General features: G+C 44.5%; 26 protein-coding genes and 1 riboswitch. Of the genes, 24 read left to right on the top strand and 2 right to left on the bottom strand.

Annotation, left to right across the window (positions count from 1 at the left end; translation table 11 throughout):
* Positions 1-23: 23 nt before the first annotated feature.
* From rplO to LCM10_RS19345, 22 genes are all read left to right on the top strand, one after another.
* Positions 24-464, top strand: coding sequence for a 50S ribosomal protein L15 (gene rplO, locus LCM10_RS19450; RefSeq protein WP_224878072.1), 441 nt, complete (start codon positions 24-26; stop codon positions 462-464).
* A complete protein-coding gene (gene secY, locus LCM10_RS19445) occupies positions 464-1756 on the top strand; it encodes a preprotein translocase subunit SecY (RefSeq protein WP_224878070.1) in 1293 nt (430 codons plus the stop codon). Before rplO ends, secY begins: the two co-directional genes overlap by 1 nt.
* A 62-nt stretch (positions 1757-1818) precedes the next feature.
* Positions 1819-2472 (top strand): adenylate kinase, encoded by a 654-nt coding sequence (locus tag LCM10_RS19440; protein ID WP_224878069.1) that lies wholly within the window; start codon positions 1819-1821, stop codon positions 2470-2472.
* Positions 2469-3215, top strand: coding sequence for a type I methionyl aminopeptidase (gene map / locus LCM10_RS19435; protein WP_224878067.1), 747 nt, complete (start codon positions 2469-2471; stop codon positions 3213-3215). The genes LCM10_RS19440 and map overlap by 4 nt, the downstream gene beginning before the upstream one ends.
* Before the next feature lie 15 nt (positions 3216-3230).
* Entirely contained in the window at positions 3231-3554 is a 324-nt protein-coding gene (locus tag LCM10_RS19430) for a KOW domain-containing RNA-binding protein (protein ID WP_224878065.1), read from the top strand.
* Positions 3547-3765 carry a translation initiation factor IF-1 gene (infA, locus tag LCM10_RS19425; RefSeq protein WP_003217190.1) on the top strand — a complete coding sequence of 73 codons (219 nt, stop codon included), beginning with the start codon at positions 3547-3549 and terminating at the stop codon, positions 3763-3765. The genes LCM10_RS19430 and infA overlap by 8 nt, the downstream gene beginning before the upstream one ends.
* 38 nt (positions 3766-3803) lie before the next feature.
* Positions 3804-3917 carry a 50S ribosomal protein L36 gene (gene rpmJ, locus LCM10_RS19420; protein ID WP_003156543.1) on the top strand — a complete coding sequence of 38 codons (114 nt, stop codon included), beginning with the start codon at positions 3804-3806 and terminating at the stop codon, positions 3915-3917.
* Between the two features lie 24 nt (positions 3918-3941).
* On the top strand, positions 3942-4307 hold the full coding sequence (gene rpsM, locus LCM10_RS19415) for a 30S ribosomal protein S13 (protein WP_224878063.1): 366 nt from the start codon (positions 3942-3944) through the stop codon (positions 4305-4307).
* A 25-nt stretch (positions 4308-4332) separates the two neighbouring features.
* Positions 4333-4722 (top strand): 30S ribosomal protein S11, encoded by a 390-nt coding sequence (rpsK, locus tag LCM10_RS19410; protein WP_224878061.1) that lies wholly within the window; start codon positions 4333-4335, stop codon positions 4720-4722.
* Between the two features lie 165 nt (positions 4723-4887).
* Positions 4888-5832, top strand: a complete 945-nt coding sequence (locus LCM10_RS19405; RefSeq protein ID WP_032085295.1) for a DNA-directed RNA polymerase subunit alpha — start codon at positions 4888-4890, stop codon at positions 5830-5832.
* Positions 5833-5876: 44 nt separating this feature from the next.
* Positions 5877-6239: a 50S ribosomal protein L17 gene (gene rplQ, locus LCM10_RS19400; RefSeq protein WP_032085296.1), complete on the top strand. Its 363-nt coding sequence runs from the start codon at positions 5877-5879 to the stop codon at positions 6237-6239.
* Between the two features lie 830 nt (positions 6240-7069).
* Positions 7070-7897 (top strand): energy-coupling factor ABC transporter ATP-binding protein, encoded by an 828-nt coding sequence (locus tag LCM10_RS19395; protein WP_224878149.1) that lies wholly within the window; start codon positions 7070-7072, stop codon positions 7895-7897.
* Positions 7873-8742 carry an energy-coupling factor ABC transporter ATP-binding protein gene (locus LCM10_RS19390; protein ID WP_224878059.1) on the top strand — a complete coding sequence of 290 codons (870 nt, stop codon included), beginning with the start codon at positions 7873-7875 and terminating at the stop codon, positions 8740-8742. The genes LCM10_RS19395 and LCM10_RS19390 overlap by 25 nt, the downstream gene beginning before the upstream one ends.
* Positions 8739-9536 carry an energy-coupling factor transporter transmembrane component T family protein gene (locus LCM10_RS19385; RefSeq protein WP_224878057.1) on the top strand — a complete coding sequence of 266 codons (798 nt, stop codon included), beginning with the start codon at positions 8739-8741 and terminating at the stop codon, positions 9534-9536. Before LCM10_RS19390 ends, LCM10_RS19385 begins: the two co-directional genes overlap by 4 nt.
* A 13-nt stretch (positions 9537-9549) precedes the next feature.
* Complete coding sequence (truA, locus tag LCM10_RS19380; protein ID WP_224878055.1) at positions 9550-10296, top strand: tRNA pseudouridine(38-40) synthase TruA; 747 nt, start codon at positions 9550-9552, stop codon at positions 10294-10296.
* A 302-nt stretch (positions 10297-10598) separates the two neighbouring features.
* Positions 10599-11036 carry a 50S ribosomal protein L13 gene (gene rplM, locus LCM10_RS19375; protein WP_032085300.1) on the top strand — a complete coding sequence of 146 codons (438 nt, stop codon included), beginning with the start codon at positions 10599-10601 and terminating at the stop codon, positions 11034-11036.
* Positions 11037-11058: 22 nt separating this feature from the next.
* Positions 11059-11451 carry a 30S ribosomal protein S9 gene (rpsI, locus tag LCM10_RS19370; RefSeq protein WP_172250513.1) on the top strand — a complete coding sequence of 131 codons (393 nt, stop codon included), beginning with the start codon at positions 11059-11061 and terminating at the stop codon, positions 11449-11451.
* Between the two features lie 807 nt (positions 11452-12258).
* Positions 12259-12362: riboswitch (SAM riboswitch) on the top strand.
* Positions 12363-12571: 209 nt separating this feature from the next.
* Positions 12572-13942: an LLM class flavin-dependent oxidoreductase gene (locus LCM10_RS19365; RefSeq protein WP_224878053.1), complete on the top strand. Its 1371-nt coding sequence runs from the start codon at positions 12572-12574 to the stop codon at positions 13940-13942.
* 27 nt (positions 13943-13969) lie between these two features.
* The gene (locus tag LCM10_RS19360) at positions 13970-15478 is read left to right on the top strand and encodes a sodium:solute symporter family protein (protein WP_224878051.1); all 1509 of its coding nucleotides are present in this window, start codon (positions 13970-13972) and stop codon (positions 15476-15478) included.
* A gap of 605 nt (positions 15479-16083) precedes the next feature.
* On the top strand, positions 16084-16530 hold the full coding sequence (locus LCM10_RS19355; RefSeq protein ID WP_224878049.1) for a DUF2521 family protein: 447 nt from the start codon (positions 16084-16086) through the stop codon (positions 16528-16530).
* A 167-nt stretch (positions 16531-16697) separates the two neighbouring features.
* Positions 16698-17399 (top strand): N-acetylmuramoyl-L-alanine amidase CwlD, encoded by a 702-nt coding sequence (gene cwlD / locus LCM10_RS19350; protein ID WP_224878047.1) that lies wholly within the window; start codon positions 16698-16700, stop codon positions 17397-17399.
* 303 nt (positions 17400-17702) lie between these two features.
* The gene (locus LCM10_RS19345; RefSeq protein ID WP_224878045.1) at positions 17703-18752 is read left to right on the top strand and encodes an Mrp/NBP35 family ATP-binding protein; all 1050 of its coding nucleotides are present in this window, start codon (positions 17703-17705) and stop codon (positions 18750-18752) included.
* Positions 18753-18823: 71 nt separating this feature from the next.
* Here LCM10_RS19345 and gerD read toward each other — a convergent pair whose 3' ends face one another.
* The gene (gene gerD / locus LCM10_RS19340; protein WP_224878043.1) at positions 18824-19465 is read right to left on the bottom strand and encodes a spore germination lipoprotein GerD; all 642 of its coding nucleotides are present in this window, start codon (positions 19463-19465) and stop codon (positions 18824-18826) included.
* Between the two features lie 150 nt (positions 19466-19615).
* Between gerD and LCM10_RS19335 the strand changes: the two genes are divergently transcribed.
* The gene (locus tag LCM10_RS19335; protein WP_224878041.1) at positions 19616-20242 is read left to right on the top strand and encodes a KinB-signaling pathway activation protein; all 627 of its coding nucleotides are present in this window, start codon (positions 19616-19618) and stop codon (positions 20240-20242) included.
* A 111-nt stretch (positions 20243-20353) separates the two neighbouring features.
* Here the strand turns inward: LCM10_RS19335 and pdaB are convergent, their stop codons facing one another.
* Positions 20354-21103, bottom strand: coding sequence for a polysaccharide deacetylase family sporulation protein PdaB (gene pdaB, locus LCM10_RS19330; RefSeq protein ID WP_224878039.1), 750 nt, complete (start codon positions 21101-21103; stop codon positions 20354-20356).
* 140 nt (positions 21104-21243) lie between these two features.
* Here pdaB and LCM10_RS19325 point away from each other — a divergent pair, with 140 nt between their 5' ends.
* On the top strand, positions 21244-21477 hold the full coding sequence (locus tag LCM10_RS19325) for a hypothetical protein (RefSeq protein WP_224878037.1): 234 nt from the start codon (positions 21244-21246) through the stop codon (positions 21475-21477).
* The last annotated feature ends 384 nt before the right edge of the window (positions 21478-21861 follow it).

The raw sequence follows: 21861 nt of genomic DNA, 5'->3' as shown, positions 1-21861 counted from the left end.
TTCGATAACAAGGAGGTGCCGACATGAAATTACATGAGTTACAACCTGCAGAAGGTTCTCGTAAAGTCCGCAATCGTGTAGGACGTGGAATTGGTTCTGGTAATGGTAAAACTGCTGGTAAAGGTCATAAAGGACAAAACGCTCGTTCAGGCGGAGGAACTCGCCCAGGTTTCGAGGGTGGTCAAACTCCTTTATTCCAACGTTTACCGAAACGTGGTTTCACTAACATCAACCGTAAAGAATATGCAATCGTCAATCTTGACGCATTGAATCGCTTCGAAGATGGTACAGAAGTTACTCCAGCTCTTCTAGTTGAAACTGGATTAGTAAGTAACGAAAAAGCAGGAATCAAGATCCTTGGAAAAGGTTCAATCGAGAAAAAGCTTACAGTAAAAGCACACAAATTCTCAACGACTGCTAAAGAAGCTATTGAAGCTGCTGGCGGTACATCTGAGGTGATCTAATGTTCCAAACTATCTCCAATTTTATGCGCGTGGGTGATATAAGAAATAAAATTATCTTCACCCTTTTAATGTTAGTCGTCTTCCGTCTTGGTACCTTCATCCCGGTGCCAAACGTGGACGCAAATGTACTAAAGATGCAAGACCAGGCGGGGATCCTTGGATTCCTGAATACATTTGGTGGTGGCGCGCTGCAGAATTTCTCTATCTTTGCGATGGGGATCATGCCATACATCACGGCTTCGATCATTGTTCAGTTGCTTCAGATGGACGTTGTTCCTAAGTTCACTGAATGGTCGAAACAAGGTGAGGTCGGCCGCCGTAAACTAGCTCAGTTCACTCGTTATTTCACAATCGTACTCGGGTTCATCCAGGCATTAGGTATGTCATATGGATTTAACCGAATCTATGGTGGAATGCTTATCCAAAACCCTGGAATAAGCACGTACCTGTTAATCGCCTTGGTATTGACAGCCGGTACGGCTTTTCTTATGTGGTTGGGTGAACAAATCACGGCTAAAGGTGTCGGGAACGGGATTTCGATCCTGATCTTTGCAGGTATCGTGGCTGCAATCCCTAACACTGTAAACCAAATTTATGCTCAGCAAATCGAAGGAGCAGGTGAACAACTTTTCCTTCGCATTGTGGTTCTTGCACTTATCGTATTGGCTGTTATTGCAATCGTGGTTGGAACAGTGTTTATTCAACAAGCACTTCGTAAAATTCCGATTCAATATGCAAAACGCTTAGTGGGGCGCAGTCCTGTTGGTGGACAATCAACGCATCTTCCATTGAAAGTAAATGCTGCGGGTGTTATTCCAGTAATCTTCGCGATTTCTTTTATCATCACTCCACAAACCATTTCCACTTTCTTTGGTGATAATGATGTGACAAGTACGATTCAGTACATTTTTGATTACACGAAGCCAATCGGTATGATCATTTATGTTGCATTGATCATCGCCTTTACGTACTTCTATGCCTTCATTCAAGTGAATCCGGAACAAATGGCGGAAAACTTGAAGAAGCAAGGTGGTTATATCCCTGGTATCCGTCCAGGTAAGACTACTCAGGAGTACCTCACTCGCGTTCTGTATCGCCTAACATTTGTAGGGGCTATATTCTTATCTGTGATCTCCATTCTTCCAATGCTTTTCATTAACTTCGCTGGCCTTCCGCCTGCGGCTCAAATCGGGGGAACATCTCTCTTGATCGTCGTCGGGGTAGCCCTTGAGACAATGAAACAATTGGAAGCACAGTTAGTGAAACGTCACTACAAAGGGTTCATTAAATAAGAGGGTTTTCGGGAACGTTCAGTTCCTGAAGCCATCCTATAGACATTTGAGGGGGAGTTCGAGTGAATATCGTTCTTATGGGCTTACCAGGCGCAGGAAAAGGCACTCAAGCTGAGAAAATCGTTGAAAAATATGGTATCCCTCATATTTCGACTGGTGACATGTTCCGTGCTGCAATCAAAGATGGCACTGAGCTTGGCTTGAAAGCTAAATCATTCATGGATAACGGTGATCTTGTCCCTGATGAAGTGACAATCGGCATTGTTCGTGAACGATTAAGCAAAGAGGACTGTGGCAAAGGCTTCTTACTAGATGGGTTTCCAAGAACGGTAGCTCAGGCAGAAGCACTTGAAAACATTCTCGCTGATCTTGGTAAAAAGATGAATTATGTCATTAATATAGATGTAGATAAAGACATTCTGATGGAGCGCTTGACAGGTCGCAGGATCTGTAAAGAGTGCGGCGCTACTTATCATCTTGTCTTTAATCCACCAAAAGAAGAAGGCGTTTGTGATCGCTGCGGAGGAGAACTTTATCAGCGTGCAGATGATAACGAAGAGACTGTTCAAAACCGTCTTGACGTCAACATCAAGCAAACTCAACCACTTTTGGCTTACTACGAAGATAAAGGCTATCTCAAAAACATTGACGGTCAACAAGACATCGATAAAGTGTTTGCTGACATTGATGTACTACTTGGAGGCCTTTCAGTATGATCATTTGTAAAACTCCGCGAGAGATTGAGATCATGCGTCACGCTGGAAAAATCGTGGCACTGACTCATGCGGAATTGCAGAAGCATATTTCTCCGGGAATATCGACGAAGGAATTGGATGCAATTGCTGAGAAATTCATTCGTAAACATGATGCAATTCCATCTTTTAAAGGGTATAATGGGTTTCGTGGCAGCATCTGTGCTTCCGTCAACAACGAGCTGGTCCATGGTATTCCGGGAGATCGGGTATTGAAGGATGGCGACATTATCAGCATCGACATCGGTGCGAAGTATAACGGCTATCACGGAGACTCGGCCTGGACGTATCCGGTCGGCACGATTGATGATGAAACCCAGAAGCTTCTGGATGTAACAGAGGAATCTCTATATCTGGGGCTCAAAGAAGCTAAACCAGGCGAACGTCTGTCGAATATCTCTCATAGTATTCAAACTTTTGTTGAGGCAAATGGCTTTTCTATCGTTCGAGAGTATGTAGGACACGGAGTTGGTCAAGACTTACATGAGGACCCTCAGATTCCTCATTATGGACCTCCCAACAAAGGTCCTCGCTTAAAGCCTGGCATGGTACTGGCTATTGAACCAATGGTTAATGCAGGAAGTCGATATGTTAGAACGTTATCAGATAACTGGACAGTCGTGACAGTTGATGATAAAATGTGTGCGCACTTTGAACACACCATTGCAATTACTGAAGAAGGCTATGAGATATTGACGAAAGCCTAAGTGAAGGTGATTGGATTGATCGAGTCAGATTCGACGATCCCGAGTATCGGCCAGATCGTCCTTCCTCTAAAGGGAAGGGAAGCTGGAACATATTCGGTCGTTGTTCAGCAATTGGATGAACGTTTTGTACTCATAGCAGACGGAGATAAACGGAAGTTCGATCGCGCCAAGCGAAAGAATATCTCACATCTTCAACTGTTTGACTATGTTTCACCAGAAGTTCAGAACAGTATTATCGAAACAGGTAAAGTGACGAACGGTAAACTGCGTTATGCTGTTTCAAAGTTTGTAAACGAAGTATTAATCGATGAGAAGAAGGGAGACATGTTCGATGGCTAAAGATGATGTAATTGAAGTGGAAGGTACAGTCGCAGAGACTTTGCCTAACGCGATGTTTAAGGTAGAATTAGAAAATGGTCATACAGTTCTTGCACATGTTTCAGGGAAGATCCGCATGCACTTCATCCGTATCCTGCCTGGTGACAAGGTGACAGTTGAACTATCACCGTATGACTTGACTCGTGGTAGAATCACGTATCGTTATAAATAATTCATTGCACTCCGTACTATTAAGGAGGTTAGAATAAGATGAAAGTTAGACCATCTGTTAAACCAATCTGCGAAAAATGTAAAGTAATCCGCAGAAAAGGTAAAGTCATGGTTATCTGTGAAAACCCTAAACACAAACAAAAACAAGGCTAAACTTAAAGGAGGTGCGCTATCACTATGGCACGTATTGCTGGTGTAGACATTCCACGTGACAAACGTGTTGTCATTTCATTAACATACATCTACGGTATTGGTAAAAATACAGCTCAACAAATTCTTTCAGAAGCTGGTGTCTCAGAAGATACTCGCGTTCGTGATTTAACTGAAGACGAACTAGGAAAGATTCGTGATATCGTTGATAAATTAAAGGTTGAAGGTGATCTACGTCGTGAGATCTCACTAAACATCAAACGTCTTATGGAAATCGGATCTTACCGCGGTCTTCGTCACCGTCGTGGACTTCCAGTTCGTGGACAACATACGAAGAACAACGCTCGTACACGTAAAGGTCCTCGTAAGACTGTAGCAAACAAGAAAAAATAATAGGTAAAGGAGGTTACTTCTTAACATGGCACGTAAAACAAACACTCGTAAACGTCGTGTGAAAAAGAATATCGAATCCGGTATTGCACACATTCGTTCTACATTCAATAACACAATCGTAACTATCACTGATGTTCACGGAAACGCTGTTGCATGGTCAAGTGCGGGTTCTCTTGGGTTCAAAGGTTCTCGTAAATCAACTCCATTCGCAGCTCAAATGGCTGCTGAAACTGCAGCAAAAGCTTCTCAGGAACACGGTTTAAAAACTCTTGAAGTAACAGTTAAAGGACCAGGTGCAGGACGTGAAGCTGCCATCCGTGCTCTTCAAGCTGCTGGCCTTGAAGTTACTGCAATCAGAGACGTTACTCCAGTTCCTCATAATGGATGCCGTCCGCCAAAACGTCGCCGCGTTTAATTTTTCTGTATAAATTTCGTATCGTTGTCTATAATGGGATATGATACGGAATACGTTCAGAAAAGGTAACCAGTTGTTGGTGCACAATAGGGAACGTAAACATGGGGAATTTCGGACTTCATATTTAGCCCGGAGTTTCGACGTTTTGAAGGAGGGTAAATATTAATGATCGAAATTGAAAAACCAAAAATTGAAACGGTTGAGATCAGCGATGATGCCACATATGGAAAGTTCGTCGTAGAACCACTTGAGCGTGGATATGGTACAACTTTGGGTAACTCCTTACGTCGTATCCTACTATCGTCACTCCCAGGTGCCGCTGTCACATCTATTCAAATAGATGGAGTACTGCATGAGTTTTCAACAATTGAAGGCGTCGTAGAGGATGTCACATCCATCATTTTGAATATCAAAAAACTAGCGTTGAAGATTTACTCTGATGAAGAGAAGACGCTTGAAATTGATGTACAGGGTGAAGGAGTCGTAACAGCTGCTGATATTACTCATGATAGTGATGTGGAAGTGTTAAATCCTGATTTGCACATCGCCACATTATCTAAAAGTGGTCACTTCCGTGTGCGTTTAAGCGCATCCCGCGGACGTGGATACAGACCTGCTGACCAAAACAAACGTGAGGATCTTCCAATCGGTGTGATCCCAATCGATTCTATTTACACTCCAGTTTCACGCGTTAATTATCAAGTTGAAAACACTCGTGTTGGTCAAATGACTAACTATGATAAACTTTCACTTGATGTTTGGACTGATGGAAGTATTGGACCGAAAGAAGCGATTTCTCTAGGTGCCAAGATTCTGACAGAACACTTGAATATTTTCGTCGGCCTTACAGATGAAGCGCAGAATGCTGAAATCATGGTAGAAAAAGAAGAAGATCAAAAAGAAAAAGTTCTTGAGATGACCATCGAAGAATTGGATCTTTCTGTTCGTTCTTACAACTGCCTGAAGCGTGCTGGAATCAACACTGTTCAGGAACTTGCCAACAAGACTGAAGAAGATATGATGAAAGTGCGTAACCTAGGACGTAAATCACTTGAAGAGGTTAAAGTTAAACTTGAAGACCTTGGACTAGGATTGCGTAAAGACGATTGATAATCATTTTAGATAGATAGTTTCAACAAAGGAGGGAACCCTTAATGGCTTACAGAAAGTTAGGACGTACTAGTGCTCAACGTAAAGCAATGCTACGTGATTTAGCTACTGACCTAATCATTAATGAGCGTATTGAAACAACTGAAACTCGTGCGAAAGAACTTCGTTCAGTTGTGGAAAAGATGATCACATTAGGTAAACGTGGTGATGTTCACGCACGTCGTCAAGCTGCTGCATTCATTCGTAAAGAAGTTGCAAACGCTGAAAACAACCAAGATGCTCTTCAAAAGTTATTCTCTGACATCGCTCCTCGTTACAACGAGCGTCAAGGCGGATATACTCGCATTATGAAGGTTGGTCCTCGCCGTGGTGACGGTGCTCCAATGGCAATCATCGAATTAGTTTAATAATTCGTGACTACTAACATTAAGGGCGGGACAGTTATTCCTTAACTGCTTCTTTGCCCTTTTTGTATAAGTGCATGTGATGAAAAGCAGAGCGTTACGATGAGCAGCGCAGCTGTCTCGTCTAGCTCGTGCGCCCCTTCCAACTTCTATTTCAATAGAAGCTGTTCAATGGATGAACAAGAAAAGACTCTCTTTTCTTTGGTCGGGGTGCAGGCTTTTTTTTATTTATATGGATTTTTGCTATTATTTATTTATGATATAGGGCTATTATACATTTTGAATACCGCTATTGATTTCCGTGGAAGGCTTCGCTTTCCGCATGCGGCCGATGACCCCCCTTGACGTGGAGTGGAGCTGTCTAGCTGCAGGGCTTAGAAGCACATGTCATAAGCCAAACCGACCAAGAAGAAGGCAAAGAACATCTTCCAGGCCGATTCGTCTAATGCCACACGCTTCTCTTCAAAGCCCTTCCGCTTTTCGAATACGCTACTTTTCCCGCAGGAGTCTTCGCCTTCCACTCCAATCAATAGCTGTAACGAATCGAATGAAGAAGTAAATTCATCATTCGATAAACAAGTTGTTATTGACCAACATGTTAAATGACTTACTTTTCGCTTTACTACACTGAAAAATTAATCACACTTTCTGTTTCAATAAGAGCATTGGAATTATAATAGTTCAAGAGTGGATTGAAGCGGAAACCAAATGTCTACAGTGAAAAGGAACGATCAACATACACAGAATTTTATCATTTGAAGGTCTAGCATAAGAGTTGAGAGATGTTCAGCTGAGTATTGATGAGCATAGAGGAGGTTTGTGTTGTGCGAGAGATGATTCGTGTCAAAGATGTATATTTCCGTTATCCGGATCAGGGTCGATACGCCCTTGAAGGGATCAGTCTTCATGTTGAGCAGGGTGAGTGGCTTGCGATTGTCGGACATAATGGTTCCGGTAAATCGACGCTTGCGAAGATGCTGAATGGGCTTCATTTTCCGGAAAAGGGAGACGTCACAGTGGACGGGGTTCCACTGAAGGAAGAAACAATCTGGGAGATCAGGTCGAAAATAGGGATGGTTTTTCAGAATCCCGATAATCAGTTCGTCGGCGCTACAGTCGAAGATGATGTGGCTTTTGGGTTAGAAAACCATGGAGTCCCTCATGATGCAATGGTACAACGAGTGACTGACGCTCTAAAGCGAGTCCATATGGAAGATTTTCTTGATCAAGAGCCACACCATTTGTCAGGTGGACAGAAGCAGCGCGTGGCCATTGCAGGGGTGGTGGCATTGCAGCCGGATATCATCATCCTGGATGAGTCCACATCGATGCTTGATCCGAAAGGAAAGAAAGAGGTTCTGGAAACGGTCAGGGATCTTAAAGAGAAAGAGAATCTGACGGTAATATCGATTACCCATGATCTTGAAGAAGCAGCTAAGGCTGACCGAATCATTGTGCTGAACAGAGGACAGGTCTATAAAGAGGGAACACCGGAAGAGATCTTTCTCCTCGAGGACGAATTGAAGCGATTGGGGCTCGATTCACCTTTTACCGTCAAGGTTTCAGGTGCATTGAAGAATGCGGGTATATCGTTACCCGGAACATATTTTACAGAAGAAGAGTTGGTGGACGAGTTATGCAAATCTCATTTCAACAAGTAGAATATCGTTATTCTTATAAAACCCCATTTGAAAAATTGGCCCTTGATGATATCAATCTCCGCATCCCGTCCGGTCAATTCCTGGCCGTGATCGGACATACAGGATCCGGAAAGTCGACGCTGCTTCAGCATCTTAATGCCTTACTCAAGCCGACTTCCGGTCAGGTGAATGTAGGGGACGTTGAAATCACGCCCGATAAAAAGCTGAAGAGCCTAAAGCCGATCAGGCAAAAAGTCGGCATTGTCTTTCAATTCCCTGAACATCAGCTGTTCGAGGAAACCGTCCTGAAGGATATTTGCTATGGACCGATGAATTTCGGGGTACCGGAAGAAGTAGCGAAGGAACGAGCGAAGGAACTGATTGTGAAGGTTGGGTTATCGGAGGAAATCCTCGACAAATCCCCATTCGATCTCTCTGGTGGTCAAATGAGAAGGGTCGCCATCGCGGGTGTCCTTGCCATGGATCCTGAAGTCATCGTATTGGACGAGCCGACAGCAGGTCTTGATCCACGCGGACAGCGTGAAATCATGGATATGTTTTACGATCTTCATAAAGAGAAAGGGCTCACGACGATCCTTGTTACACACAGCATGGAGGATGCCGCCCATTATGCTGATGAGATCGTCATCATGCAGAAGGGGCGCCTGAAGAGAAAAGGGTCACCACAAGCCATTTTCTCAAACCCCGAGGAATTATTCGAAATGGGTCTCGACGTACCGGATGTGGTCCGCTTCCAATTCATGCTTGAAGAGAGAATCGGAAGGAAGCTTGGTGTCACCTGTTTGACGATTGAAGAACTCGTAGAAGCCATCCACTCCTTTGAAGAGGGAGGTGCTTCCCGATGATGGAAAAAATGATATTCGGCCGGTACGTACCGTCAAATTCCATCCTTCACAGCATGGATCCAAGGTCGAAGCTTCTTTTTATTTTCGGTTTCATTTGCGTCGTATTCTTAGCCAATAATGCGATCACTTATGCCATATTAGGGGCATTCACGCTTACTGCACTCATATTCTCGAATCTGTCCATCCGTTTTATCATCGGAGGACTAAAGCCGATTCTATGGCTGATCCTGTTTACATTTTTCCTTCATGTGTTCTTTACGAAGGAAGGCGGGGTCATCCTTGATCTTGGATTCCTGAAAGTCCATGAAGAAGGATTGCGTCAAGGGATCTTCATCTCCCTTCGCTTCTTTTACCTGATCTTGATCACTTCATTATTGACGCTCACGACGTCTCCGATCACGATCACTGATGGGCTGGAAACATTATTGAATCCGTTGCGGAAGGTAAAATTCCCCGTCCATGAGCTTGCCTTGATGATGTCGATCTCCCTCAGGTTCATCCCGACATTGATGGAGGAAACGGATAAGATCATGAAAGCACAGGTCGCAAGGGGAGCCGAGTTCTCCTCGGGTCCGATCAAAGACCGGATCAAAGCGATCATTCCTTTGCTTATCCCATTGTTTGTATCAGCATTCAAGCGTGCGGAGGACCTGGCCACCGCCATGGAAGCACGGGGCTACAGAGGCGGCGAAGGAAGAACGAAGTACAGGCTTCTTTCCTGGCATAAGAGAGATACAGGCGCACTGGCTGTACTGTGCATCCTGACCGCTTTATTGCTATTCTTCAGAGGATAAGGGGAGTGAACCGATGAAACGTGTAAAATGTACGATTTCCTATGATGGCACCCATTTCAGCGGGTATCAGGTACAGCCGGGGCAACGGACGGTCCAGGGACTCCTTGAGGAGACGCTCGGTAGCATCCACAAGGGAGAGCGCATACGTGTCACCGCTTCGGGCCGGACCGATGCAGGCGTCCATGCAGAAGGGCAAGTGTTCCACTTTGACACCCCGCTTTCCATTCCTGAGGAAAAGTGGCCAGTCGTCCTGAACACGCGTCTCCCAGACGAAGTGGTCATCAAGAATGCTGAATATGTATCAGATGACTTTCATGCCAGATTTTCAGTGGAGAGGAAGGAATACCGGTACAGGGTCTATACGGCTCCTTCCCGCAGCCCCTTCCAACGTGACTTTGCCCTCCACTATCCATTTGCGATCTCGGTAGACGAGATGAAAAAGGCGGCGCAGGATTTAATGGGGGAGCATGATTTTACCAGCTTTTGCTCTGCCAAAACGGAAGTGGAAGACAAAGTAAGGAATTTAGACCGTATCACCATTACCGAACAAGAAGGCGAGATCATCTTCTCCTTTATCGGGAATGGATTTCTCTACAACATGGTGAGGATCCTTGTCGGCACCCTTCTCGAGGTAGGTTCGGGGAATCTACGAAGTGAGGACATGAAGGAGATCCTTCAGGCAAAGGATCGAAACCGGGCAGGGAAGACCGCTCCGCCGCATGGGTTGTATCTTTGGAAGGTGGAGTATGGGGATCGATAGGAAGTTGCCGTGGCTTGATGGATTGAAGTGTACGACGAAGGTATCTGCGAGAAATGCACGCTGCCCTCGCCTCCGGAACATGATGTTTTGCACGGAATCCGGCACAAGTGTTAACGAGAGATTTTAAGATGGAAAATTATTTTTCTGCTAAAACAACTAATCCAGGTGTAACATCCCCTTGACAATCATCTGGGAACAAGATAATATAGCATATGGTATGTTATTAACCCCACGATAAGCCCCGGAAACTTATTGTGATTAGAAAATAAATACTACGGATTCATTTAATAGGAGGTAAACTCATGCGTACTACGTATATGGCAAAAGCCAACGAAATCGATCGTAAATGGTACGTTGTAGATGCTGAAGGCAAGACTCTTGGTCGTCTGGCTAGTGAAGTAGCTTCAGTTCTACGCGGTAAACACAAACCAACTTTCACACCACATGTTGACACTGGTGATCACGTAATCATTCTTAATGCTTCAAAAATCGAATTGACTGGTAAAAAGCTTACTGATAAGATCTACTACCGTCACAGTAACCACCCTGGTGGTTTGAAGCAACGTACTGCATTAGAAATGCGTACAAACTATTCAGAGAAAATGTTAGAGCTTACTATTAAAGGTATGCTTCCAAAAGGTTCTCTAGGTCGTCAAATGATCAAGAAACTACATGTATACTCTGGATCTGAGCATCCACACCAAGCACAACAACCAGAAGTTTACGAACTTCGTGGATAATTAAAAAGAGGAGGTTATTATCTTGGCTCAAGTTCAATATTACGGAACTGGTCGTCGTAAGAGCTCAGTAGCTCGCGTACGTTTAGTACCAGGTAACGGTAACATTGTTATCAATGATCGTGAAGTAGAAGTATATATCCCATTCGCAGCACTAAGAGAAGTAATCAAGCAACCACTAGTTGCAACTGAAACTCTTGGTAACTATGACGTTTTAGTAAACGTACACGGTGGAGGTTACGCTGGTCAAGCTGGTGCGATCCGTCACGGTATCGCTCGTGCTTTACTTCAAGCTGATCCTGAGTACCGCGGTACTCTAAAACGCGCTGGATTGTTAACTCGTGACGCTCGTATGAAAGAACGTAAAAAATACGGTCTTAAAGGCGCTCGTCGTGCACCACAATTCTCTAAGCGTTAATTACTGCTTACAAAGACTCTCAACCATTTTGGTTGGGGGTCTTTTTTATTTGGGTGAGTGTATAGGGGATTGGGCATTTGATGAGGATGCGGTAGTGCGCACTTATATTTGGGGTTTCGCACTTAAATTCAGAGTTCCCCACTTAGGTCGTGTGGTCCGCACTTTCGTTTCTTTAAGAATGGGGCCTTGTTACTGCAAGGGATGGCATTTTGAGTGGCTGATAGCGTGGGTTATATCCTTATTTTCCCAAGTGACGGAATAATCCTGAAAATCGAAAGATAAAAGTGTGAAACTAAAAGATTATTGGTCAAAAGTAAAAGATTATCGTTTAAAACTCGAAGATTTTACAGCAAAACTAAAAGATTCCCTCAACTCCTTCTTAATTTACTATGGCATTACACGTAAAAATGAGCATTCGGCGGCCCATTCCACCATCTGCAGTTGGTCAGATCGTGATTCTGACCCGAAATCTCGAATGCAGCCGTCGTTCTTTACAATCATTTGTTTTCTGCAGCTCGATTAAGTGTGGATACACTCCACTAATGCTCATCCCCCGTAAAAAAGTAAAAAGATCATATATGACTAGATTTTCCCAGCCAATATAGGTCATTATTCCTTATAAGTAAAGGAGAATCTCTTAGTTAAGATTGAAGCCCCGGTATTTGACAATAAAACTCTCGGAATAAAGGAAAACGCTTCTAAACCAATTCCGTGACCATCCTCACACTTCCAACTCACATAATGATTTGACAGACTATTCCGACTCCGTTATGATAGTGAAAATTCACACAAACAAAATCGAATAATTCCTTATCAAGAGTCGGGGGAGGAACCTGGTCCCGTGATCCCGCAGCAACCGTTACTTGTAACAAGGTGCTAATTCCAGCAAGCAGATGCTTGAAAGATGAGAGGATGGTATAGAAAATGAACCTCTTCCTCATCGGGAGAGGTTTTTTTAATGAAGATTGGGTAGTTGTTGCTACTAAACCGAGTATAACGATAAGAATACTCCCATCACATCATACGTACTGACAGCAACCCAAACCTACTCCCATCACACAATCGCTCAATCACTCCAAGTCACGGCCAACCAAACTGTTTAAAAAAGGAGTCCTGTCCCATGAAAAAACAAATTCATCTCAACGGTTTCATTCAACACTCGCCTTCCCCTCATTCAACTGGTTTGTGGAAGCATGAAAAAGACCAAGGTACTTCGCACAATCGCTTATCATACTGGATTGAAACGGCACAGACGCTGGAGCGAGGGCTATTTGATGCGATGTTCATTGCGGATGTGCTTGGAACGTACAGTGTTTATGAAAACAGTCATGATGCGGCGGTCAGGGGAGCGGTCCAGCTTCCTGCTCACGATCCGCTCATCCCGATCTCTGCGATGGCGGCTGTCACGAAGCATCTCGGTTTTGCGCCTACCATTTCTACGACATACGCACAACCTTATTCGCTGGCGCGTCAGCTGTCGACCCTGGACCATTTAACCGATGGCAGGATTGCATGGAATGTCGTGACTTCATACCTCGAAAGCGAGGCTGTCAATCTGGGACTGGCGGGCAGGCTACCGAAGGAACTGCGATATGACCGTGCGGATGAGTTTCTCCAAGTGGTGTATAAATTATGGGAACACAGCTGGGAAAGTGATGCGGTTGTTTATGACAAAGAGAAGGATACCTTCGCGGAACCTAACAAAGTGCATTCCATCAACCATGAAGGTGAATTCTTCAGTGTGCCGGGTCCCCATCTGGTCGAGCCGAGCCCGCAGCGTACACCTGTTTTGTTCCAGGCGGGATCTTCCCCGAAAGGAAGGGATTTCGCGGCTAAACATGCAGAAGCAGTCTTTACAAAAAATCACTCGCTCGACGGATTGAAGCTGTATACATCGGATATCCGAAAACGTGCTGAAGATCAGGGAAGAAATCCGGCGGAGCTGCTGATCTTCCCAATGATCCTGCCAATCATCGGTTCAACGGAGGAAGAAGCCTACGCAAAGTATGATGAACTTACGAACCACGTCAGCTACGAAGGCACCGCTTCCCTTTTATCTGGTCACACAGGGATAGACTTTTCACAATTCGACCCCGATCAGTATATCGAGGACATCGAAACGGATGCCATGCAGGGGAATCTCGATATGTACGGCAAAGATCCGAATAAACAGTGGACGCTCCGCGAAGCGATCAAGAACCATGGCCTTGGAAATGGGACGGTCAAATTCATCGGTACTCCGGAGCAGATTGCGGATGAAATCGAGAGGTGGGCTGAGGAAGGGGACGCCGACGGATTCAATATCGCCCAGACGTATTCACCGGGTACATTCACCGAGTTTGTCGACCATGTTGTCCCTGAACTGCAGAAGCGGGGGATTTACCGGACGGAATATGAAGGGTCGACCCTCCGTGAAAACATGTTTGGCAGAGGTCGGAAACACTTGGATGATACTCATCCTGCCAAAAAGCTTACACCCGTTCATTCATAAAACGTTTGGTAAAGAAGGGAGAAGAAAATGAACCAAATAGCGGTATACACTTGGATCGGATTTGCCGTATTTCTTGCAGCGATGTTTGCCTTGGGTTTCATCAGTATGAAAAAGACCAAAAGTGTCAGTGATTTTGCGATAGGCGGGGGGAATCTTGGGCCGTACGTCCTGGGGCTTTCCTTCGCCGCGACATATTTAAGTGCAGCCACATTCCTCGGTTATCCAGGCTGGTCGCACGATTGGGGACTTTCGAATCTTTGGCTGTTCCTGGCGATGATTGGTGGAGGACCGATCGGCGTATTGATGGTAGCCAAGAAAGTCCGGAGCCTCAATAATGGACAAAAGTCGCTGTCCCTTCCCGACTGGCTTGGGGATTTTTATAACAGCGATCTTCTCCGGGTCGGTACAGGGTTGATTCTTTTGTTCAACATCTTCTATATTGCCGCCCAGTTTGTGGCGGGTGCCCGTATCTTTGAATATCTCCTTGGCATGTCTTATCAAGGCGGGTTGATTTTTATCGCGGTGATCGTTGTGCTTTACGTCTTTGGCGGTGGGGCGTTCGCGGATATTTATACCGATGCTGTCCAGGCAGTGATGATGGCTGCGGCCGGTGTATTTATTTTTATTTCAGGAATCGTCGTCTTCTGGAAGGGGAGCATCTCATCGACCTTCAACGATATTAGTGGAAAATTGGCGGCCCAGGATGGAAATCTGATTTCTGCATTCAATCCGGATTCCGCTCATTTTTCTTCTTTGAGCTTAGTGACAGGGGCGATTGTGATTCAGTGGGCATTTGCCTCTGCACCTCATTTGTTCAACAAAGTGCTGGGACTCAAGAGTGAAAAAGATTTGGGGAAAATGATTTTGACCTATGTGATTACTGCTGCGTTGTCAGTACTGGTGTTATTCGGAGGGATCTATAGCAGGGCAGCGCTGGGAGATAACATCGCTGCTCCTGATCTGGCACTGATGGAATATGCCGTCTATGCATTTCCCGCGGTCATCGTTGCACTTCTGGGGGTTGTGGTCCTTGCTGCAGCGATGTCGACTACGGATGGTTTGTTCGTTTCGATCTCGACCGTGTTTGCCAATGATATCTTTCTGAAAGTATTCGTGAAAAGAGGGATCGTGAAGGTGAACGACTCGAAGGCAGAGAAGATAGCGTTGCAGATCAGCCGTCTATCCGTGCCGGTCATCGGGCTCTTTGCGTACTTGATTGTCTTGAAGCCACCGGCGTATATGGGGGATATCATGTGGATCGGCATTTCCGGAATCGCGGCTGGAACGATGGGGCCGATTTTACACGCAGTGTATGGCCGGAGAAAAGCATCCGCCCGGGCAGCGGAACTTTCCATGGTGGTTGGGCTCCTTTCCTATCTCATCCTTTATTTTGGAGGAATCGTGCCGAGCACCATGGCAGCGGGTGCCGTTTCAACCTTCATCGGCATAGCAGTGATTACAGTGTTTGCGCCGATCTTAAAAGAAAAGCAACCACATCTTCAAAAAGTATACAACCTAAATCAAGGGAAAGGATGACAGTAGATGTTCGTAAACGAAATGCTCTCCATCTGGCTCTACGGTTTCATAACATTCCTCACCATCATCGGAATTTCGCTGTGAAAGTGGTATTTTACGAAATGATGTTGAGAAGAAAGTTCAGATGGTGGACTCAAGATCCATGACCAGACAGGTCCGGGCTTGAGACCGGGAGATCCCCTCATCGAACTGGCTTCAGCCAATCAAAAAGGAGAAACAGTCCGACTTCCACCCTTATTTTTCCAAGTGGTGGAATGATCTGCGAAAACGAAAGATAAAAGCGGCAAATTAAAAGATTATTGGGTAAAAGTAAAAGATTATTGAATCAAACTCGAAGATTATTCACCAAAACCGAAAGATTCCTTCATTTCGGTACAATTCGCACCTCCCAGTGACTTAGAATAGATCCATTCGTCGTTCATCATTCCATTTAACGAAACCTACGGATGATTACCGTCAACGATTACACCAGACATTCATAACAGCACCAACATAAACGTACGAGAAAAAAATCCGGATCCTCCCCAGCCATGAAAATTGGTAACAGTTACTCGAATGAAGACATCTCTTAAGAAGGAAAATACGTTCAAAGGGGTGGATCTACATTGAACGTTATTACAACCTTCAATACAAAGAGAAGAGAAAAGCAAATTAAAACCGAACGAAGACTGCTTAAAGAAATTTCGATCAAAATGCTCCAGGAAAGCGTAAGGAAGCATTTCGGATATATAAAAATCCAGGGTGGGGTATTCATGCAGCAAGGATTCGACGAAGCCTGTTTCGACGTTGCCATTGAAGCCTATCTTCTTGGGGGGAAAGTAAGTAAATTTGGACACTCAGGGGAAGACATTGAATCGGTGAAGAAGCGATGTAAGGAAGAAATGAAGCATTTCATTGATACACTTTATAACTTTTGGCTGTATTGGTCCAAGATGGGGGTTTCCAACCAAATAGATGAATCCATCTATTTCAGCTGCGAACACTTCGTGGAAACATGGTGGTCGGAGGGATATGAGAAAGGGATCAAGCGGTTGAAGCTCCGTTTACATTAATTTTTTCTGTTCTAAAAATGTTTCTTGTCCCATATTTTTTAGTAAAGAGCAGCAACGGTTCAGGTTGACTGAGAAGCTGTTTTCTATAAGGTTCGTTAATTCGCAGGTGTCGAGGGTCCATTCTCTACAACGTGCGGAGTGAGCCTGCTGAAAATAGGGGGAGAGACATGAAGCAGAAGTTGAAACTTGCAGGGATTATCGCTGCCCTCGGGATCTTATTTTTTATCATCCAATATAAAATCATCGATAAGGACACGTGGGATTCATGGAATCTTCCTTTGTCGGGTAAAATCATCTATCTCGATCCCGGCCACGGAGGACCGGATGGGGGAGCTGGTGATGAAGAAGCATTGGAAAAGGATATTGCCCTGAATGTTTCCTTGATGATCAGGGACTATCTCCAGGAGCAGGGTGCGCTTGTTTTAATGACCCGTGAAGAGGATAAGGATCTTGCGGATGAGAGTACGAAAGGATACAGCCGGCGAAAAGTGGAGGATCTGCACAAGAGGCTGAAGCTGATCAATGACTCAGAGGCCGATCTTTACTTGAGTATCCACTTGAATTCCATCCCTTCACAAAAGTGGAGCGGGGCACAAACCTTCTATAATCCGAAGTTTGAGGAAAACAAGGCTCTTTCAAAAGCCATCCAAAAGGAAATTACGCGAAATCTCGAGAATACAAGCAGGGAAGCCAAGGGGCTTCAAAGTGTGTATATCCTGAAGCATGCGAAAAAGACGGGTGCCCTGGTAGAGATTGGCTTCCTCTCAAACCCAGGAGAGCGTGCCAATCTGTTGAAGAAGGATTATCAGGAGAAAGTCGCTGCCTCCGTTTATCAAGGTGTGCTGAACTATCTTACCGAAAAAGATTGATCAAAAAGCTACTCCCGACTTTAAGGGGGCGGCTTTTTTCTTTGTAGAAGAGGGAATGTGACTTGCAGTAGATTTACGCATGAATCCTAGCCGACCAGAAATCCCCTCTATATGGAAGTCAGCCCTCATTAGGGGGATGCCATCGGCGACTACTTTCCTATGGCGATCCACCTTTATTCCATCCCAGTTCAAAAGGAATAATATTCAAGAAAAGTAATCCAGCCCTTTTTACAGTTATTTCAGACAACGATATGTTATACTGAAGATAGTTGTAAACGAATACATAAAAAAGGGTGATGATTCATGTTAACAGAACAACAGACTCGCGATCTTTTATCTGATTTAAAGGATCCTTTTTTACATAAGACATTAAAAGAAACCAATGGTGTTGTCGAAGTTAGTGTGAAAGAAGAAAAGCAGCATGTCAGTGTGAAAATCGCACTCGCTAAAACAGGATCTGGCGAACAATTGCAATTCCAGCAGCAGGTTGTCCAATTATTGAAGGACAATGGAGCGGAATCTGTTGGGATCCGGTTCACGGAACTTCCCCAGGAAGAGCTTGAAAAGCATAGGGGATCCGGTGGCGAAGGGACGGACCTTTTATCACCTGCAAGTAAAACGACTTTCATCGCCATTGCCAGCGGAAAAGGCGGTGTCGGCAAATCGACGGTATCCGTCAACCTGGCCGTCGCGCTTGCCCGTCAAGGGAAGAAGGTCGGGCTGATTGATGCGGATATTTATGGATTCAGTGTCCCTGACATGATGGGCATCGTCAAACGTCCGGTTGTCAGAGGCGAAAGAATTATCCCAGTAGAACGTTTTGGCGTGAAGGTCATTTCAATGGGCTTCTTTGTGGAAGATAATGCACCAGTCATTTGGAGAGGGCCGATGCTCGGCAAAATGCTGAATAACTTCTTCTCGGAAGTGGAATGGGGAGACTTGGATTATCTTCTTCTTGATCTGCCTCCGGGTACAGGGGATGTTGCCCTTGACGTGCACACGATGCTTCCGCACTGTAAGGAAATCATCGTGACGACGCCTCATCCGACAGCGGCGTTTGTTGCGGCGCGCGCTGGAGCGATGGCACTTCAGACTGATCATGATATCCTCGGTGTCGTAGAGAATATGTCTTACTTTGAAAGTAAATTGACGGGTGAGAAGGAATTCGTATTCGGACAAGGAGGCGGGGAGAAGTTGACTGAAGAGCTGCGTACAGATCTTCTTGGCAAACTTCCACTTCAGCAGCCGGATTGGAATGAAGAGGATTTCGCTCCTTCCATCTATGCGGAGGACCACAGACTCGGTGGCATTTACGGGGAAATCGCACATAAGGTGATTGAGAAATTGTCATAAAGATAAAGGACAAAAGGTCTGGGAGATATTCCCGCCTTTTGTCCTTTTTTACTTGCTTCGACTTCAATGGATCAGCTTCCGCCCCCGCCATCACCAGAGGATTGATTAGGGCCCCCGCCGGTTTGTCCGCTTTCCCCACCTTGTTCTCCGCCCTCTCCGCCTTTTCCGCTGCCAGCTTCTTCGGCTGCTTTAAGGAGGATGTCCTGGATCTTGGTTTTGAATAATGGGCTATCGACTGTCTCGAGGATGACTTTCTGAAGGTGTTCACGGTACTCTTTGCTCTTAAGTGCCTCGGTAAGTTCCTTTTTGAATTCCGGATCTTTCATGATATCCATCATCATTCCTTGATATTCTGGGTCTTTCATTAAATCCTTCAGTAATTTTTCATTGCCTTCCTTCATGCTTTTGGCCATGGATTCGGCAAATTTCGGATCTTCGAATGACTTTTTCCAGAACTCGGTCCCTTTATCGGACGTAAGTGTTTTGGAGATGGTATCCGTTACTACCTTTTGATCCATAATAAGTTCTGCCTTCATTTTTTCATCAGACATCACTTCTTGAATGGCTTTTTTTCCATCATCGGTTTTTAATATATCGACAACCATTTTCTTGGTTTCTTCATAATCCATTTTACTGCTGCCAGTGTCCCCGCCTCCGCCACAAGCGGTTAACAGGAGAATGGACAGTAAAAGAACAAAGGAATATTTTTTCATGGGTAGGCTCCTTCCATACAAATTCCCTTACCTTTAATATGAGAAATTGTGAAAAAATTATGCACATCGGGAACTGGTACCTAGATTTTTTAAAGTAGCGTTGGTACAATCAAAAGAGTGCATATTTTTTCTATATGGAGGAAAATTGAAGTGACCATCCGGAATTGGATTCGTTTTTTTGTACATACGTTAACTATTGGTGGGGTTATTACGGCGATCGCCTCACTTTTCATAAGATGGGATCAATACAGCCCATATATTCAAGATGGAAATGTCATTGGCATCTTATCAAGCCTTTTATGGTTTCTATTCGTCGGTTTTACATTCAGTGTCATCAGTCAAATGGGGTACTTTGCCTATTTGACGATCCATCAATTCGGTCTCGGGATGTTCAAGACTTTTTGGAACTCAGTACAGATCGTGTTGATCGGATTTGTACTATTCGACCTTATTTATTTCCGTTTCCGTGCTTTCGCTGAAGAAGATGCTTCGTACACACCTTACATTCTTCTCGGAATCGGCATCCTTTTGGTAGGGATGCTCGTTGCGTACGTTAAGAACAAGCAATCGGACTCGAGGGTCAACACATTCATTTCGGCGTTGTTCTTCATGGTCGTTGTCACTACATTGGAGTGGCTGCCGGTCCTGTTGGTCAACTCGATTAAATGGCTTTATCTGATGCTGATTGCTTTATTAGTATGTAATGCGTACCAGCTATTGAGGCTTCCAAAATACATCGAGCAATCTCAAGCAGAAAGACAAACTAAACAGCAGTAATAGAAAGAGCCCTGCAGAAGCTGATGCCTGCAGGGCTCTTTTCTTATATGTCGCTCTTGTTGTTGACTGAATTTCCTGGTTGGGAATCCGATTGCTTTGTCGTTTCGGGGATCATTGTATTAACGTTGACTTGGCATCTCCATTTGATATCATATCCGACACCGAGACGAAATTGCCTTTGCCCTGCAGGCTTTTGATGATTCCAGGCAAGGCTTTCTTTGTCTGCTTGGCAGAATCGGATGCATGAAGGAGGATGATATCCCCTTTTTTCGCATCTTTCACATTCATGAGGATCTGATCGGTACCGGGATTTGTCCAATCCTTTGAATCAACGCTCCAGTGCACAACAGTCAATCCAAGTTTATCTGCCACCTTGATCGTTTCTTTGTTAAAGTGGCCTGTCGGGACGCGGAGTAACTTGACGTCCTTAACGTTAAGCTTTTTGAAAACCGTATCGGCTTTCAGGATATCCTGTCTGATTTTTTCTGGCTCCATATCTGTGTAGTCTGAATAGGCATAGCCAAGATTCCCGATCTCAAAGCCTGCCTTCACGATTTTATCAACCAGATCAGGATGGCGCTCTGCCCAGGAACCTGAAATGAAGAAGGTAGCGGCTTGAACGTTGAGCTTCTCCAACTCATCTATGATCGGCTCTGCTTTTTCATCCCCCCATCCGATATTGAAGGTCAAGGCGATTCCTTTTTCACCTTTATAAATCGCTTTGGGGCCGTCCTTCGTCCCGAATGCCGGAACGGAAGAGAGTGTACTGCTGTAGACGAATAGAGCAGTGAAGAACGAGATGACGATAACCAGGCTGATCTGCTTCAAACTTTTCGCATTTACGGTATAAAAACCATTCATTACACAATCCCTCCGTAAAGAGTTATCTCTGTTAAAGATATGCATGTCCCCAGAAAAAATATCTAACTTTAGAAAAAAAGTGATTATAAAAACCCTCGTATGGAAAAAACTACAAGTAACAACATAAAGGGGTGACTTACTTGCTGGGGTTATTGATTGATGACAGAGAAAGAGAAGAATTAGAATATCTGTTGAAAAGGGAAATGGATGAAATCCTTTTCGACCTGAAGGATGCCCGGATCGATCAGATTGTAAAGCGGGCCATGAATGAGCGTTATAAAATCCTTTTTTCTTTATTCCGAAGATTTGCGAGTCATAAAGAATGCCTCAAGTATATGAAGAACAGCAATGATAAAAAAGAAAAGTATGAATGATCCTTAGCGGTCTTTAGACGGACAGGCTTGTCATTGTAGAAGCCGGTTCCCTCTAAAGCCGCTTTCAAATGTAGTGGACTTATTATTTTGTAATAATTTTTTCAAAAATGTATTGACCCCGTAAAAGAATCTTGATATATTATTAAACGTCGCTGTTGCGCTATCGAGTTTCTCGAAAACGCACTGAAAAATAATTTCAAAAAAACAGTTGACTTCACACAATGAGATGTGATAAATTAATAAAGTCGCTTCGGACGGAGCGCTCAACAAATTGAACCTTGAAAACTGAACAAAACAAGACAATACGTCAACGTTAATTCTAGATTTACCGTAACGAATATCGTTACAAAAAAGAGCTATTCAAACTTTTATCGGAGAGTTTGA

The organism is Rossellomorea aquimaris (genome assembly GCF_020171925.1).
Classification (GTDB): domain Bacteria; phylum Bacillota; class Bacilli; order Bacillales; family Bacillaceae_B; genus Rossellomorea; species Rossellomorea aquimaris_F.
Note: the sequence above shows the minus strand (reverse complement) of the source record. Positions and strands in the feature narration are given on the sequence as shown.